12 protein-coding genes are annotated in these 15,118 nt (G+C 69.4%); 6 read left to right on the forward strand and 6 right to left on the reverse strand.

Annotated elements, in window-relative coordinates:
* The first annotated feature begins 159 nt into the window (after positions 1-159).
* From prfB to ABS41_RS10645, 4 genes are all read left to right on the forward strand, one after another.
* A protein-coding gene (gene prfB / locus ABS41_RS10630; protein ID WP_290593736.1) for a peptide chain release factor 2 occupies positions 160-1,282 on the forward strand; the annotation gives its coding sequence in 2 pieces (ribosomal slippage) (positions 160-231 and positions 233-1,282; 1,122 coding nt in all).
* Between the two features lie 54 nt (positions 1,283-1,336).
* A complete protein-coding gene (gene lysS / locus ABS41_RS10635) occupies positions 1,337-2,854 on the forward strand; it encodes a lysine--tRNA ligase (protein ID WP_290593738.1) in 1,518 nt (505 codons plus the stop codon).
* 108 nt (positions 2,855-2,962) lie between these two features.
* A complete protein-coding gene (locus ABS41_RS10640; RefSeq protein ID WP_290593739.1) occupies positions 2,963-4,012 on the forward strand; it encodes an HD domain-containing phosphohydrolase in 1,050 nt (349 codons plus the stop codon).
* Positions 4,013-4,046: 34 nt separating this feature from the next.
* A complete protein-coding gene (locus ABS41_RS10645; protein ID WP_290593741.1) occupies positions 4,047-6,176 on the forward strand; it encodes an ATP-binding protein in 2,130 nt (709 codons plus the stop codon).
* A 51-nt stretch (positions 6,177-6,227) separates the two neighbouring features.
* Here the strand turns inward: ABS41_RS10645 and ABS41_RS10650 are convergent, their stop codons facing one another.
* Both ABS41_RS10650 and ABS41_RS10655 read right to left on the reverse strand, forming a co-directional pair.
* A complete protein-coding gene (locus ABS41_RS10650; RefSeq protein ID WP_290593743.1) occupies positions 6,228-7,121 on the reverse strand; it encodes a crotonase/enoyl-CoA hydratase family protein in 894 nt (297 codons plus the stop codon).
* A gap of 145 nt (positions 7,122-7,266) precedes the next feature.
* A complete protein-coding gene (locus ABS41_RS10655; RefSeq protein ID WP_290593745.1) occupies positions 7,267-8,949 on the reverse strand; it encodes a long-chain fatty acid--CoA ligase in 1,683 nt (560 codons plus the stop codon).
* A gap of 133 nt (positions 8,950-9,082) precedes the next feature.
* On the opposite strand from ABS41_RS10655, the gene ABS41_RS10660 reads away from it, so the two are divergent.
* Positions 9,083-9,496 carry a nuclear transport factor 2 family protein gene (locus tag ABS41_RS10660; protein WP_290593747.1) on the forward strand — a complete coding sequence of 138 codons (414 nt, stop codon included), beginning with the start codon at positions 9,083-9,085 and terminating at the stop codon, positions 9,494-9,496.
* A gap of 90 nt (positions 9,497-9,586) precedes the next feature.
* Here the strand turns inward: ABS41_RS10660 and acnA are convergent, their stop codons facing one another.
* From acnA to ABS41_RS10680, 4 genes are all read right to left on the reverse strand, one after another.
* Positions 9,587-12,334 carry an aconitate hydratase AcnA gene (gene acnA, locus ABS41_RS10665; RefSeq protein WP_290593749.1) on the reverse strand — a complete coding sequence of 916 codons (2,748 nt, stop codon included), beginning with the start codon at positions 12,332-12,334 and terminating at the stop codon, positions 9,587-9,589.
* A 124-nt stretch (positions 12,335-12,458) separates the two neighbouring features.
* On the reverse strand, positions 12,459-13,070 hold the full coding sequence (hflD, locus tag ABS41_RS10670; protein ID WP_290593751.1) for a high frequency lysogenization protein HflD: 612 nt from the start codon (positions 13,068-13,070) through the stop codon (positions 12,459-12,461).
* Positions 13,067-14,188: a tRNA 2-thiouridine(34) synthase MnmA gene (mnmA, locus tag ABS41_RS10675; RefSeq protein WP_290593753.1), complete on the reverse strand. Its 1,122-nt coding sequence runs from the start codon at positions 14,186-14,188 to the stop codon at positions 13,067-13,069. The genes hflD and mnmA overlap by 4 nt, the downstream gene beginning before the upstream one ends.
* Positions 14,185-14,649, reverse strand: coding sequence for an NUDIX hydrolase (locus tag ABS41_RS10680; RefSeq protein ID WP_290593755.1), 465 nt, complete (start codon positions 14,647-14,649; stop codon positions 14,185-14,187). Before ABS41_RS10680 ends, mnmA begins: the two co-directional genes overlap by 4 nt.
* Before the next feature lie 119 nt (positions 14,650-14,768).
* Here ABS41_RS10680 and clpS point away from each other — a divergent pair, with 119 nt between their 5' ends.
* A complete protein-coding gene (clpS, locus tag ABS41_RS10685) occupies positions 14,769-15,095 on the forward strand; it encodes an ATP-dependent Clp protease adapter ClpS (RefSeq protein WP_290593758.1) in 327 nt (108 codons plus the stop codon).
* The last annotated feature ends 23 nt before the right edge of the window (positions 15,096-15,118 follow it).

Here is a 15,118-nt window from a genome sequence, read left to right on the forward strand (position 1 = left end):
CGCCTGCATGCGCATCCTGGCAATCCGCCTGAACGCCATGATCAGGGATCAGACCGACTGGAGGGTCCACCCGGCCTGAGCAAGACAGTTGCTCCTACAAGGGAAGGTGGGCCGGGTGGTATCATCTGCGGCCTTTCGTGACACCAACCGCAGGACACCATGGAACTCAATCCCGTCCGCCAGCGCATCGCCGACCTCCTGGGCCGGCTGGATTCGCTCAGGGGGTATCTTTGACTTCGACCTGAAGGTCGAACGTCTCGAGGAAGTGAACCGGGAGCTTGAAAGCCCCGACGTCTGGAACGACCCCGAACGCGCCCAGGGCCTGGGCCGCGAGCGCGCCGCGCTCGAGAAGGTGGTCGGCGGCATCCGCACGCTCACCGACGGCCTCAAGGGCGCCGACGAGCTGCTCGACCTGGCCGAGATGGAAAACGACCAGGACACCGCCGACGCGGTGGTCGAGGATGTCGAGAAGCACGCGCGCGAGGTCGAGAAGCTCGAGTTCCAGCGCATGTTCTCCGGCAAGATGGACTCGGCCAATGCCTACGTCGACATCCAGGCCGGCGCCGGCGGCACCGAGGCCCAGGACTGGGCCGAGATCCTGCTGCGCATGTACCTGCGCTGGTGCGAGTCGCGCGGCTGGAAGACCGAGCTGATGGAAGTCAGCGGCGGCGAAGTGGCGGGCATCAAGTCGGCCACCGTGCGCGTCGAGGGCGACTTCGCCTACGGCTGGCTCAAGACCGAGACCGGCGTGCACCGCCTGGTGCGCAAGTCGCCTTTCGACTCCGACAACCGCCGGCACACCAGCTTCACCTCGGTGTTCGTCTCGCCGGAAGTCGACGACAACATCGACATCACCATCAACCCGGCCGACCTCAAGACCGACGTGTACCGCTCGTCCGGCGCCGGCGGCCAGCACGTGAACAAGACCGAGTCGGCCGTGCGCATCACCCACGTGCCCACCGGCATCGTGGTGGCCTGCCAGACCGGCCGCAGCCAGCATTCCAACCGCGACACCGCGATGAAGATGCTCGCCGCCAAGCTCTACGAGCTCGAGATCCAGAAGCGCAATGCCGAGAAGGACGCGGTGGAAGCCACCAAGTCCGACATCGGCTGGGGCAGCCAGATCCGCAACTACGTGCTCGACCAGAGCCGCATCAAGGACCTGCGCACCGGCATCGAGCGCTCCGACACCCAGAAGGTGCTCGACGGCGACCTCGACGAGTTCATCGAAGCCAGCCTCAAGGCCGGCCTCGAGGTCGGCGCGAAACGCGCAGACGCCTGAGCCCCCTGTAGGAGCGCCTTCAGGCGCGAATCCTTTCCAGAAGACGATGCCGCCATGACCGACCAGCCCAGCCAGACCCCCGCCGCCGACGAGAACACCCTGATCGCCGAGCGCCGCGGCAAACTCGCCGCGCTGCGCGAGTCGGGGGCCATCGCCTTCCCGAACGACTTCGTGCGCGCCGACTACGCCGGCGACCTGCAGGCCGAGTTCGCCGACAAGGACGAGTGGACGACCGAGAAGCTCGAGGCGCTTGATCGCCGCGTCGCCGTCGCCGGCCGCCTGCTGGCCAAGCGGGTGATGGGCAAGGCCAGCTTCGCCCAGGTCCAGGACATGAGCGGCCGCATCCAGCTCTACCTGCAGGGTGGCGAACTGGGCGAGGCCTACGAGGCCTTCAAGGGCTGGGACATCGGCGACATCGTGGCGGTCGAGGGCGGGCTCACCCGCACCCGCACCGGCGAGCTGTCGGTCAAGGCCGACCGCCTGCGGCTGATGACCAAGTCGCTGCGCCCGCTGCCCGACAAGTTCCACGGCCTGGCCGACGTCGAGCAGCGCTACCGCATGCGCTACGTCGACCTGATCGTGAATCCCGAGGCGCGCGAGGTGTTCGTGCAGCGCTCGCGCATCGTCTCGGCGATGCGCGGCTGGCTCGACGCCCGGCGCTTCCTCGAGGTCGAGACGCCGATGATGCATTACATCCCCGGCGGCGCCACCGCGCGTCCGTTCGTGACGCACCACAACGCGCTCGACCTCGACCTGTACCTGCGCGTGGCGCCCGAGCTCTATCTCAAGCGCCTGGTGGTGGGCGGCCTGGAGCGCGTGTACGAGATCAACCGCAACTTCCGCAACGAGGGCGTGTCCACCCGGCACAACCCCGAGTTCACCATGCTCGAGTTGTACGAGGCCTACGCCACGTACAACGAGGTGATGGACCTGACCGAGGCGCTGATCCGCGAGGTCACCCTGCGCGTGCGCGACACCACGCACCTCGAGTGGGAAGGCATGCAGATCGACCTCGGCCCGGCCTTCCGCCGCTGGTCCATGACCGACGCGGTGCTCGAGCACAACCCGGAGATCCGCCGCGAGGAACTGCGCGACCTCGAGGCCATGCGCGGCCACTGCCGCCGCCTGGGCATCCGCTTCAAGGACGCCTACGGCTGGGGCAAGCTGCTGCTGGAGATCTTCGAGAAGACCGTCGAGCACACCCTGGTGCAGCCGACCTTCATCACCGACCACCCGGTCGAGGTCAGCCCCCTGGCGCGCGCCTCCGACCGCGACCCGGAGATCACCGACCGCTTCGAGCTCTTCGTCGGCGGCCGCGAGATCGCCAACGGCTTCTCCGAGCTCAACGACCCGGAAGACCAGAAGGCGCGCTTCCTGGCCCAGGTCGAGGCCAAGGAGGGCGGCGACGACGAGGCCATGCATTACGACGCCGACTATATCCGTGCGCTGGAGTATGGCATGGCCCCGACCGGCGGCCTGGGCATCGGCATCGACCGCCTGGTGATGCTGGTGACCGACAGCGCGTCCATCCGCGACGTGCTGCTGTTCCCGTACATGCGCCCAGAAGCGTAAGCAAGAATGTCGGGCAAGTGCTTGCCGGGGTTGAATTCCCGGGGGTAAGCTGCCGGTGAGCCGCGGGACCCCCGTGGCAATCACGGTGTGCGCACCCGGGAGCTTCACGTGAACGTACTGATCGTCGATGACCAGCCCTCGCAACGGACCATGTTCCGCCACTTGCTGGAGGACATCAGTCCCGAAGTTAAGGTCACCGACTTCGGTGACCCGGTGGAGGCCCTGCTGTGGTCGCAGCGCAGCTCGCCCGACCTGCTGCTGCTCGACTACCGCATGCCCAAGCTCGACGGGCTGGAGTTCGCCCGTCGCTTCCGCCGGCCGCTGTCGCACCGCGACGTGCCGATCATCCTGATCACCGTGGTCGGCGACGAGCCGATCCGCAACGCCGCCCTCGAGGCCGGCGTCATCGATTTCCTGGTCAAGCCGGTGCGCCCGCGCGAACTGCGCTCGCGCTGCCGCAACCTGCTGGCCCTGCGCCAGCAGCAGCAGAACCTCAAGACCCGCGCCCACGAGCTCGAGCGCCAGCTGCTGGCGCGCATGCACGAGCTCGACGACCGCGAGCGCGAGCTGCTGCACCGCCTGGCCAAGGCCACCGCCATGCACGACGGCGGCCCGGTGGCCAGTTTCGAGCGCCTGGGCCGCTATGCCGGCCTGATCGCCGAGGCCCTGGGCCAGTCCGAGGACGAGGTGCGCACCATCGAGCTGGGCGCGCCGCTGCGCGACATCGGCAAGCTGGCCATCTCCGACACCATCCTGCGCAAGCCCGGGCCGCTCACCGACGCCGAGATGGCGGAAGTGCGCCGCCATCCCGCGCTGGGCCACGAGCTGCTCTCGGGCAGCGGCAGCCGCTTCGTGCAGGTGGGCGCCGCCATCGCCCTGGGCCACCAGGAACGCTGGGACGGCAGCGGTTACCCGCGCGGCCTGGCCGGCGAGGACATCCCGCTGCCGGCGCGCATCGTCGCCGTGGCGGACGTGCTCGACGCCATGACCTCGCCGCGACCCTGGCGCCCGGCGCATCCCTTCGCGGCCGCCATCGATTTCATCCGCGAAGGTTCGGGCACGCTGTTCGACCCCGCCGTGGTCTCGGCGACGCTGGCCCGCCGCGAGCGCCTCGAGGAAGTCTTCCGCTTCGTGACCCCGGGGCAAGCCAGCGCCTGAGGCCCGCCCGGGGCCCGCGCGCAAGCGCCACGCCATGATCCGCGCCTTCGCCAACCGCCCCGACAGCGAACATGGCCAGGCGCTGGTCCGCCTCGTCATCGCCGCGGTGCTGCTGGCCTACCTGGCCGGCCTGGCCTCGGGCAGCAACGCCGGCGCCGAGCTGCGACTGAGCGTGCTGATCCTGCTGGCCGAGACCCTGCTCGGCCTGGGCATCGTCATCGCCATCATCCTGCGCCCGGGCGTCTCGCACGGGCGGCGCGTGCTGGGCATGCTGGCCGACTACAGCACGCTCGCGGCGATGATGATCCTCAAGGGCGAGGTGCTGGCGCCGCTCTACGTCATCATCCTTTGGGTGACCGTAGGCAACGGCCTGCGCTTCGGCACCACCTACCTGTTCGCGGCCATGGGCCTGGCGGTGGCCACCTTCCTGGCGGTGATCCTGTCCACGCCTTACTGGCAGGAGAATCCGTACATCGCCTGGGGCCTGCTGGTGGGCCTGGTGGCGATCCCGGCCTACCTGATCAGCCTGCTGCGCGACCTGCGCCGCGCCGGCGAGGAAGCGCGGCGCGCCAACGCCGCCAAGAGCCGCTTCCTGGCCAACATGAGCCACGAGTTCCGCTCGCCGCTCAACGGCATCATCGGCATGGCCGAGCTGCTCTCGGGCACGCGCCTGGCGCCCGAGCAGCGCGAGGCCGCCGACGTCATCCAGACCTCGGCGCAGACGCTGCTGCTGCTGGTCGAGGACGTGCTCGACATCTCGGCCATCGAGGCCGGCAAGCTCAAGCGCCAGGACAGCGAGTTCGCGCCGCGCGAGCTGGCCCGGCGCATCCGCACCATGCTCCAGCCGATGGCGGCCAACAAGAGCCTCGAGCTTTCGGTGGAGGTGCCGGAATCCATCCCGCAGCGCCTGCGCGGCGACGCCGGTCACCTGGGCCAGATCCTGCTCAACCTCACCCACAACGCCATCAAGTTCACCGAGGCCGGCAGCGTGCGGCTGACGTTCGAGCCACGCGCGCTGGAGGCGGGCAGGGCGGCACTGCGCTTCTCCGTGCGCGACACCGGCATCGGCGTGCCGGATTCGGCCAAGGCCACGCTGTTCCAGGCCTTCGAGCAGGTCGACAGCGGTCCGACGCGCCGTTTCGGCGGCACCGGCCTGGGCACGACCATCGCCAAGACGCTGACCGAACTGCTCGGCGGCAATATCGGCCTGGAGGACAACCCGGGTGGCGGAACGCATTTCTGGGTGGACCTGGAGTTCGAGGTGGTGGCCGGCAGCGAATCCGCCGCCGCGGCCCAGGACGAAGGCAAGGTCATCTCCTTCGACGATCCCTTCGTGCGCCATCGCGCGCGCGTGCGGCCGATGCGCGTGCTGGTGGCCGACGACCAGCCGGCCAACCGCCTCGTGCTGCAGCGCCTGCTCGAGCGCGCCGGCCACCAGCCGGTGTTCGCCGAGGACGGCGAGCAGGCGCTGGACCGCCTCGAGGCCGAAACGCTCGACGCGGCCATCGTCGACCTGCACATGCCGGGCGTGGACGGCCTGGAGGTGATCAAGCAGGCGCGCGTGATGCAGGCCGGCTCCACCCGCACGCCGATCGTGGTGCTCAGCGCCGACGCCACCGTGGACGCGGTGCGCGACGCCGAAGCCGCAGGCGCCTATACCTTCCTCACCAAACCCGTGGTGGCCGCGCGACTGCTCGACACCCTGGCCGAGATCGCCGGCGGCGCCGGCGGCGAGGCGAGCACGCCCCAGCGCAAGGACCAGCTGCCGACCCTGCGCACCGACGTGCTCGAGGAGCTGGCGGGCATGGGCCTGGGCACGCAGTTCCTGCGCGATTTCTCCGAGCAGTGCCTGCGCGACGCCAGCCGCTGCCTGGCCGAGGCCGAACGTTCGGCGGCGCAGGGGCGCTGGGACAGCCTGCGCGAGGCCGCGCATGCGCTCAAGGGCGTTTCCGAGAACCTGGGCGCGCAGGCGCTGGTGTCGCGCAGTACGGAGCTCATGCGCGCCAGCGATGCGGTGCTGGCCAAGGAGTGGCGGCGCCTGGTGGGCAACATCGGTACCCAGCTCGAGGGCACGGCTGCGCAGGTGCGCAGCGAAGTGGCGCGTATCTCCGCGCGCCCGGTGCAAGGTGATTCCGGCCGGCCCACGGACAACGAGTCCGGCTGAGCCGCGTCGCGGGGGTGGCCGCCCCTTGCCTGGCGACCACCCCGTTTCGCGTCAGACCACCTGTCGCAGCGCGGCGGCGCCCGGAACACGGCGCTTCTGCGCCCGCACCAGCCGCTCCATGGTCTGCAGGCCGCGGTCGCCCAGTCGCATCGCGGCGTCCACCCAGGTGGTGGTGACGCGCATCAGCTCGTCCAGGCTCACCGGGTTGCAGGTCATGCGCACGGTGTTCATCGAGCGAAGGGCATTGCCCATGCGCTTGCGCCGGCGCACCAGTTCGCGGGCCGCCGAAAGGCCTTCGCCGCGCGGCACCAGGAAATCAACCACGCCCATCCGGTGCAGTTCCTCGGCCGAATAGACGTTGCCGTCGAGCATCATGCGCTCGGCCTGGGCCGGGGTGACGCGGCGCGAGAGGAAGGTGTAGGCGCCCATGCCCGGGAACAGGTCGAACAGCACCTCCGGGAAGCCCATGCCGCTGCCTTCCTCGGCAATGATGGTGTGGCAGCACAGCGCGGCTTCGAAGCCGCCGCCCAGGGCCTCGCCCTGCACCACGGCGATCGAATGCACGCGGTCGTCGGCCAGCCGGGCGAAATGGAAGGCCACCGAAACGCAAAGCTGGGCATAAGCCAGCAGGCGGGCGCGGTCGCCGGTGCGGATCAGGCGCGAGAACAGCTCGAGGTCCCCGCCCAGGTTGAACACGTCGGAATGCGAGGCGAGCACCAGGTGGCGGACCTCGTTGCCCGGGTGGTTGGCGTCGTTGGCGATGCGGTTGGCGACCTGGCGCTGGCACTCGCGCAGGTCGACCAGCAGCTGCTCGCTGAAGCAGGGGCGGTAGGCTGGAGCAGGGTTGTGGTGCATGAAGCACCACTCGATGCCGGCTTCGGCTTCGGAGCGGTGGTCGACCAGGGTGAGGGCGGGCTCGCGGTTGATGCTTTCGACGACGGACATGGCGGTTTCTCCAGGCAAGGGGGTGGTGCCCTACACGTTCCTTCGGCGGAGCGCAAGGGGGCAGGGGCAGTCTACACCCGGGCCAACGCCCAAATGCCAGCGCCGCCCACGGGGGGCGGCGCCGGGGACTTGCCTGGCAGGAGGGTCAGGCCGGGGTCTTGGGGGCGTCGCGCAGCTCGCGGCGCAGGATCTTCCCGACGTTGGACTTGGGCAGCTCGGTGCGGAACTCGACGTAGCGCGGGTGCTTGTAGCCGGTGAGGTTTTCCTTGCAGAAAGCCTTGACCTGCTCGGCCGTGAGCGCCGGGTCCTTCTTGACGATGACCACCTTCACCGCCTCGCCGGACTTCTCGTCGGGCACGCCGACCGCGGCGACCTCGAGCACGCCGGGCATCAGCGCGATCACGTCCTCGACCTCGTTCGGGTACACGTTGAAGCCCGAGACCAGGATCATGTCCTTCTTGCGGTCGACGATGTAGAAGAAACCCTTCTCGTCCATCTTGGCCATGTCGCCGGTGTGCAGCCAGCCGTCGGCGTCGATGACCTTGGCGGTTTCTTCCGGGCGCTGCCAGTAGCCGGCCATCACCTGCGGACCTCGGATGCACAGCTCGCCGACCTCGCCGACCGGCAGCATGCGGCCTTCGTCGTCCTTGATGCAGGCGTCGGTGGACGGGATCGGCAGGCCGATCGAGCCGTTGTACTCGGGCAGGTCCATCGGGTTGATGCAGGCCGCCGGCGAGGTCTCGGTCAGGCCGTAGGCTTCGACCAGGGTGATGCCGGTGGCCTTCTGCCAGCGCTCGGCCACCGCGCGCTGCACGGCCATGCCGCCGCCGAGGGTGAGGTGCAGGCGCGAGAAGTCGATCTTCTCGAAGCCCGGGGTGTTGAGCAGGCCGTTGAAGAGCGTGTTCACGCCGGTGATGGCGGTGAACGGGATCTTCTGCAGCTCGGCCACGAAACCCTTCATGTCGCGCGGGTTGGTGATCAGGTGGTTGAGGCCGCCGAACTTCATGAAGACCAGGCAGTTCGCCGTCAGCGCGAAGATGTGGTAGAGCGGCAGCGCGGTGATGATCACTTCCTTGCCCATGCTGGCGTTCGCACCCAGCCAGGCCGAGGACTGCTGCATGTTCGCCACCAGGTTGCGGTGCGTGAGCATCGCGCCCTTGGCCACGCCGGTGGTGCCGCCGGTGTACTGCAGGAAGGCGATGTCCTCGGGGCGGATGTCGATGGCAGGCAGGGTCTTGCCGGCGCCGCGGGCGAGGGCGTCGTTGAAGCGCAGGTGGCCGGGCAGGTCGTACTCGGGCACCTGCTTCTTGACGTGGCGCAGCACGAAGTTGATCAGCGAGCCCTTGGGGAAGCCCAGCATGTCGCCCACGCCGGTGACGATGACCTGCTTGATCGGCGTATCGCCGACGACTTCCTGCACCACGTGCGCGAAGTTCTCCAGCACCACGATGGCGCTGGCGCCGGAATCCACCAGCTGGTGCTTGAGCTCGCGGGCGGTGTACATCGGGTTGGTGTTGACCACCGTGAGCCCGGCGCGCAGCACGCCGAAGATGGCAACCGGGTACTGCAGGATGTTGGGCATCATCAGGGCGACGCGGTCGCCCTTCTTGAGCTTGAGCTCGTGCAGCAGGTAGTTTGCGAACTGGGTGCTGAGGCGGTCGACCTGGTCGTAGGTCAGCTGCTTGCCGAAATTGGCGAAGGCCGGGTTGTCGCGGTAGGTGCGGCAGGACTCCTCGAGCACTGAGACGATGGACGGGTACTGCCCGAGGTCGATCTCGGGACCGATGCCCTTCGGATAATTCGCCAGCCAAGGACGTTCAAAACCCATGCGTTCACTCCCGAAAATCGAATCCAGCCGACCCGCCGGGGCGCATGGGGCTTGCGCCGCGCGGAATTTGAGTATTCGCTCGATTGGAGCATACCCCTCGGGGCAGGGCAAGGCAGAGCGGACCGGCTTTCGCATGGCTTTCACGGCCGCGGTCGTGCTGGCGTTGGCGCTGGCCGCCGGCTGCGCGCGCACCCCGCCCGAGCAAGCCCTGCGCGAGGCGGTGGCGGCCATGGCCGAGGCGGCCGAGGCACGCGACAGCGAGGCCCTGGCCAGCCACCTCGCCGACGACTTCGCCGGCCCGGACGGCATGGACCGCGAGCGCCTGCGTCGCTACCTGGCGGTGATCTGGCTGCGCAACCGCGAGGTCGGGGTCACGCTGGGCCCGCTGGACGTCGAGCTGATGGGCGACCGGGCCAAGGTCGGATTCACCGCCGCCGCCCGCGGCGGCGAGGGCCTTTTTCCCGACAGCGCCCGCGTCTACCAGGTCGAGACCGGCTGGCGGCTCGAGGGCGGCGAGTGGAAGCTCATCTCCGCCGACTGGCGCTGACCCGGCCGCGCTCCTACGGGAAGGCCCCGGGGAGAAAAGCGAAAGGCCCTCCGGGGAGGGCCTTTCGGGTAACGCGGCGACGCCGTGGAATCAGGCCGCCTTGCGGGCCGCCAGCTGGCGCAGCACGTAGTGCAGGATGCCGCCGTTGCGGAAGTACTCGACTTCCTTCGGGGTCAGCAGCAGCACCTGCACCTGGAAGCGCAGCTCGGTGCCGTCCGGTCGCTTGGCCACCACGGTGGCCTGCTTGGCGGCGCCGTCCTGCAGGCCGGTGATCTCGACCACCTCGTCGCCCTTCAGGCCCAGCGACTGCGCGTTCTGGCCTTCCAGGAACTGGCAGGGCAGCACGCCCATGCCGACCAGGTTCGAGCGGTGGATGCGCTCGAAGCTCTCGGCCACCACGGCCTTGACGCCCAGCAGGTTGGTGCCCTTGGCCGCCCAGTCGCGGCTCGAGCCGGTGCCGTATTCCTTGCCGGCGAACACCACCAGCGGCACGCCCTCGGCCTTGTACTTCATGGCCGCGTCGTAGATCGCCAGCTTCTCGCCCGACGGGTAGTGGATGGTGTTGCCGCCTTCCTCGCCGCCCAGCATCAGGTTCTTGATGCGGATGTTGGCGAAGGTGCCGCGCACCATCACGTCGTCGTTGCCGCGGCGCGAGCCGTAGCTGTTGAAATCAGCCGGCTGCACGCCGCGGGCCTGCAGGAACCTGCCGGCCGGCGAGCTGGCCTTGATGTTGCCGGCCGGGCTGATGTGGTCGGTGGTGATCGAGTCGCCGAAGATGCCCATCACGCGCGCGCCGGTGATGTCGGCGATCGAGCCGACCTGCATGGTCATGCCGTCGAAGTAGGGCGGGTTCTTGATGTAGGTCGAGGCCTCGTCCCAGGCGAACTTGGCGCCTTCCGGCGAGGCGATCTGGTTCCAGCGGGTGTCGCCGGCGAAGACGTTGGCGTAGTTGGCCTTGAACATCTCCGGGCCGACGGTCCTGGCGATGAAATCGCCGATTTCCTTGTTCGAGGGCCAGATGTCCTTGAGGAACACCGGCTGGCCGTCCTTGCCCGTGCCCAGCGGCTCGGTGGTCAGGTCGATGTCGGTGGTGCCGGCGATGGCGTAGGCGACCACCAGCGGCGGCGAGGCCAGGTAGTTCATCTTCACTTCGGCGTGCACGCGGCCTTCGAAGTTGCGGTTGCCCGAAAGCACCGAGGTGACCACCAGGTCGTTCTCGGCGATGCCCTTGGAGACTTCCTCGGGCAGCGGGCCGGAGTTGCCGATGCAGGTGGTGCAGCCGTAGCCGACCACGTGGAAGCCCAGCTTCTCGAGGTCGTCGAGCACGCCGGCCTTCTTGAGGTAGTCGGTGACGACCAGCGAACCCGGGCCGAGCGAGGTCTTGACCCAGGGCGCGGCGGTCAGGCCCTTGGCGACGGCGTTGCGGGCCAGCAGGCCGGCGCCGAGCATCACGGCCGGGTTGGAGGTGTTGGTGCAGGAGGTGATGGCGGCGATGACCACGGAGCCGTCGGTGAGTTCGGCGTCGCGGTCCTTGATGCGGATCTTCGAGACCGGCTTGGCGGCCAGGCGCTCGGCCTGCGGCTGGTGGCCGCCTTCGGCGTCCATGCGCGCAACCTCGCCGTTCTTCTGCGCGCGGCCGGCGGTGAGGCCGCCGAGGTTGGCATTGAAGTTGGCCTTCATGTCGCTGAGCAGCACGCGGTCCTGCGGACGCTTGGGGCCGGCCAGCGAAGGCTTCACGTCGCCCATGTCCAGGCTCAGCACGGCGCTGTACTCGGCTTCCACCGAGGCGTCGCGCCACAGGCCCTGGGCCTGGGCATAGGCCTTCACCAGCGCGACCTGGTCGTCGCCGCGGCCGGAGAGGCGCAGGTAGTTCAGCGACTCTTCGTCGATCGGGAAGATGCCGCAGGTGGCGCCGTACTCCGGGGCCATGTTGGCGATGGTGGCGCGGTCGGCCAGCGGCAGGTGGTCGAGGCCTTCGCCGAAGAACTCGACGAACTTGCCCACGACGCCGTGCTTGCGCAGCATCTGGGTGACGGTGAGCACCAGGTCGGTGGCGGTGGCGCCCTCGGGCAGCTTGCCGGTGAGGCGGAAGCCGACGACCTGCGGGATGAGCATCGAGCTCGGCTGGCCCAGCATGGCGGCCTCGGCTTCGATGCCGCCGACGCCCCAGCCCAGCACGCCGATGCCGTTGATCATGGTGGTGTGCGAGTCGGTGCCGAACACGGTGTCCGGGTAGGCGACGAGCTCGCCGTCCTTCTCGCTCGTCATCACCACGCGCGCCAGGTGCTCGAGGTTCACCTGGTGCACGATGCCGGTGTTGGGCGGCACGACCTTGAAGTTGTCGAAGGCCTTCTGGCCCCAGCGCAGGAAGCTGTAGCGCTCCTGGTTGCGCTCGAACTCGATCTTGCCGTTGAGGTCCAGCGCCTCGGGCTTGCCGAACACGTCCACCTGCACCGAGTGGTCGATGACCAGCTCGGAGGGGATCAGCGGGTTGATCTGGTCGGCGTTGCCGCCGAGCTTGACCACGGCGTCGCGCATCGCGGCGAGGTCGACCACGCAGGGCACGCCGGTGAAGTCCTGCAGCACCACGCGGGCCGGCATGAAGGCGATTTCGGTGTCCGGCTCGGCCTTCGCGTCCCAGGTGGCCACGGCTTCGATGTGCTCCTTGCCGACCGTCATGCCGCCGTCTTCGCAGCGCAGCAGGTTCTCGAGCAGGATCTTCATCGAGTACGGCAGGCGCTTGAGGTCGAAGCGCTGGCCGAGCTTGGCGAGGCTGTAGAAAGTGTAGGTCTTGCCGTTGACGGCAAGCTGGTCGCGGGTAGCGAAGGAGTCGCTCATGGACAGGCTCCGGGCTGGATCGACGGGGAGGGGCTGGGAGTGCCGCGCCCAAGGGCCGCGACAGCCCCATATTATGCCCCAAACCGTACCCTTCCGTCCGCGCGCGCGGCCTGCGCGCGCCGTTTCAGCGCGACTGTTCGAGCCAGTCGCGGGCGGCCTGCGTCAGGGCGCGGCGGCCGAACAGGAAGTCCCAGTAGCTGCCGCCGAGCTGGCGCCAGAGCACCGCCGCGCGCAGGGCCGCGAGCAGGGTGGCGCGCACTTCGCCGACCACGTCGGGCTGGCCGAGGTAGACCGGGTTGCCCTGCACCAGCACGCGCGGGCCGATCGGGCTCACCTCGAGCGCATACAGCTCGCCCAGGCGGGCCAGCACGGTCGGGTGGGTCGGGCCGTTGAGCTGGCGCTGCCGGGCCACGTCCTCCAGCGCCTCGTGCACCACCTGCGGCGCGCGCGGGTGGGCGATGAACTTGCGCTCGAGGTGCAGCACCGTCATGGCCATGCGGGTGAGCGCGGGGTCGCGGCCGGCGCCACCGTCGAGCTGGGCGACCAGGCGCTCCAGGCCGGGGCGGAGGTTGGCGGCACCGTCGAACACGTCTTCCGGAGACTCGGCGTCGAAACGGAACAGGCTGTCGATGCTGGCGGCCAGGGGCGTGGTCTGGGCCTGGCCGGTCTGGGCCATCTGCTGCACCAGCTGCACGGCCTGCAGCAGGCCGGCGAGGGCGAGGGCACGATCCTTCATTGCGCGGGGTCCGGTCGGGTTTCGAGGGGGGCATCGGTGCGGGCGATGACGGCGCCTCCCAGGCAGGCGTCGCCCTGGTAGAGCACCACCGACTGGCCGGGGGTCACGGCCCGCTGCGGGGTGTCGAAGGCTACGGAAAGCGAGCCGTCGGCGTCCACCTCCACCGTGCAGGCCTGGTCGGCCTGGCGGTAGCGGGTCTTGGCGGTGCAGGCAAAGCGCGCGGCCGGCGGGGCGCCGTCGACCCAGTGCGCCGGCTCCGACCACAGGCGGGTGGACTGCAGCAAGCGGCTGTCGGCGCCCTGGTCGACGTAGACCACGTTGGCCTGCACGTCCTTGCCCACCACGTACCAGGGGGCGTCGGGGCGGCCCTTCACGCCGCCGATGTGCAGGCCCTCGCGCTGGCCGAGGGTGTAGTACCAAGCGCCGGCATGCTCGCCCAGGCGCTGGCCGTCCGCGGTGCGCAGTTCGCCCGGCCGGGCCGGGATGTAGCGCGAGAGGAACTCGCGGAAATCGCGCTCGCCGATGAAGCAGATGCCGGTGGAATCCTTCTTGGCCGCGGTGGGCAGGCCGGCCTCGGCGGCCAGGCGGCGCACCTCGGCCTTGGGCAGGTGGCCGAGCGGGAAGAGGGTGGCGGCGAGCTGGGCCTGGCCGAGCTGGTGCAGGAAGTAGCTCTGGTCCTTGCCGGCATCGACGCCGCGCAGCAGGCGCCAGCGGCCGTCGCGCTGGTCGACCCGCGCGTAATGGCCGGTGGCGATCTTCTCCGCGCCCAGGGCCCGGGCCTCGTCGAGGAAGACCTTGAACTTGATCTCGCGGTTGCACAGCACGTCCGGGTTGGGCGTGCGGCCGGCGCGGTACTCGGCCACGAAATGCTCGAACACGTCGCGCCAGTACTGGCCGGCGAAGTTGCGGACGTGGAAGGGGATGCCCAGCAGGCCGGCGACGCGAAGGGCATCGCGGCGGTCCTCTTCCGCCCGGCATCCGTCGCCGTCGCCTTCATCATCATTCCAGTTCTGCATGAACAAGCCGGCCAGCGATTCGCCGGCGCGCTGCAGCAGCAGCGCCGCCACCGAGGAATCGACGCCGCCCGACAGCCCGACGATGACCCGCGCCGTGCTCATGGACAGTGGTTGAGCGCCTGCAGCGGCAGCCTGCGGCCGGACAGGTAGTCCTCGGCCACCCGCCACACCAGCGGGCTGCGATGGCGGGCCGAGGCGGCAGCCAGTTCGGCCGGCGTCATCCACACGGCGCGCACGATGCCTTCGTCCAGCGGCCGGTCGGGGTGGTGGCGCAGCGGTTCGCCGGCGAAGGCCATGCGCAGGAAATGCCGGCCGTCGCGCGGCGACGTCCACTGGTAGGCGCCGATGAAGGCCGTGATCGCCACCTCCCAGCCGGTTTCCTCGAGCGTCTCGCGGAAGGCGGCGGCGGGCAGGGTCTCGTCGGGCTCGAGGTGGCCGGCGGGCTGGTTGATGACCAGTTCGCCCGCGACCGATTCCTCGACCACGAGCAGGCGCCCCTGGTGGGCGACGACGGTGGCGACGGTGACGTCGGGTTGCCAGAAGCGGCCGCTGCGATAGGTCAAAACAAGGATGCTCCGTTGCACGGGCCGGGCGGGGCGGCCGCGCCATTCTCGGCCGAAAGCCCGGAAAGTGTCCACGCGGCGGCGATGCCCGCCGGCGCGGCCGGACTTATACTGGCGCCATGCCCCAGCACGAACAGCCCGAACACCAGCACGACCAAGGCCTGGCCATCGAGGCGGCCCGCCCGGAAGTGGTGCGCCCGCCGCTCTACCAGGTGGTGCTTCTCAACGACGATTTCACGCCCATGGACTTCGTGGTCGAGGTCCTGCAGACCTTCTTCGCCATGAACCGCGAGCAGGCCACCCAGGTGATGCTCCACGTGCACACCCGCGGCAAGGGCGTTTGCGGCGTCTACACGCGCGAGGTGGCTGAATCGAAAGTGACGCAGGTCAACGAGTTTTCCAGGCAGCACCAGCACCCCCTGTTGTGCACCATGGAAAAGGCCTAGGCTGGCCCCATATCGGAGCAAAC

The sequence above is a fragment of the Arenimonas sp. SCN 70-307 genome (genome assembly GCF_001724815.1).
GTDB lineage: Bacteria > Pseudomonadota > Gammaproteobacteria > Xanthomonadales > Xanthomonadaceae > Arenimonas.

Coding starts and splice junctions, on each gene's coding strand:
- lysS (WP_290593738.1), top strand. CDS start 1,337: ATGACCGACCAGCCCAGCCAGACCCCCGCCGCCGACGAGAACACCCTG.
- ABS41_RS10645 (WP_290593741.1), top strand. CDS start 4,047: ATGATCCGCGCCTTCGCCAACCGCCCCGACAGCGAACATGGCCAGGCG.
- ABS41_RS10650 (WP_290593743.1), bottom strand. CDS start 7,121: ATGTCCGTCGTCGAAAGCATCAACCGCGAGCCCGCCCTCACCCTGGTC.
- ABS41_RS10655 (WP_290593745.1), bottom strand. CDS start 8,949: ATGGGTTTTGAACGTCCTTGGCTGGCGAATTATCCGAAGGGCATCGGT.
- ABS41_RS10660 (WP_290593747.1), top strand. CDS start 9,083: ATGGCTTTCACGGCCGCGGTCGTGCTGGCGTTGGCGCTGGCCGCCGGC.
- acnA (WP_290593749.1), bottom strand. CDS start 12,334: ATGAGCGACTCCTTCGCTACCCGCGACCAGCTTGCCGTCAACGGCAAG.
- hflD (WP_290593751.1), bottom strand. CDS start 13,070: ATGAAGGATCGTGCCCTCGCCCTCGCCGGCCTGCTGCAGGCCGTGCAG.
- mnmA (WP_290593753.1), bottom strand. CDS start 14,188: ATGAGCACGGCGCGGGTCATCGTCGGGCTGTCGGGCGGCGTCGATTCC.
- clpS (WP_290593758.1), top strand. CDS start 14,769: ATGCCCCAGCACGAACAGCCCGAACACCAGCACGACCAAGGCCTGGCC.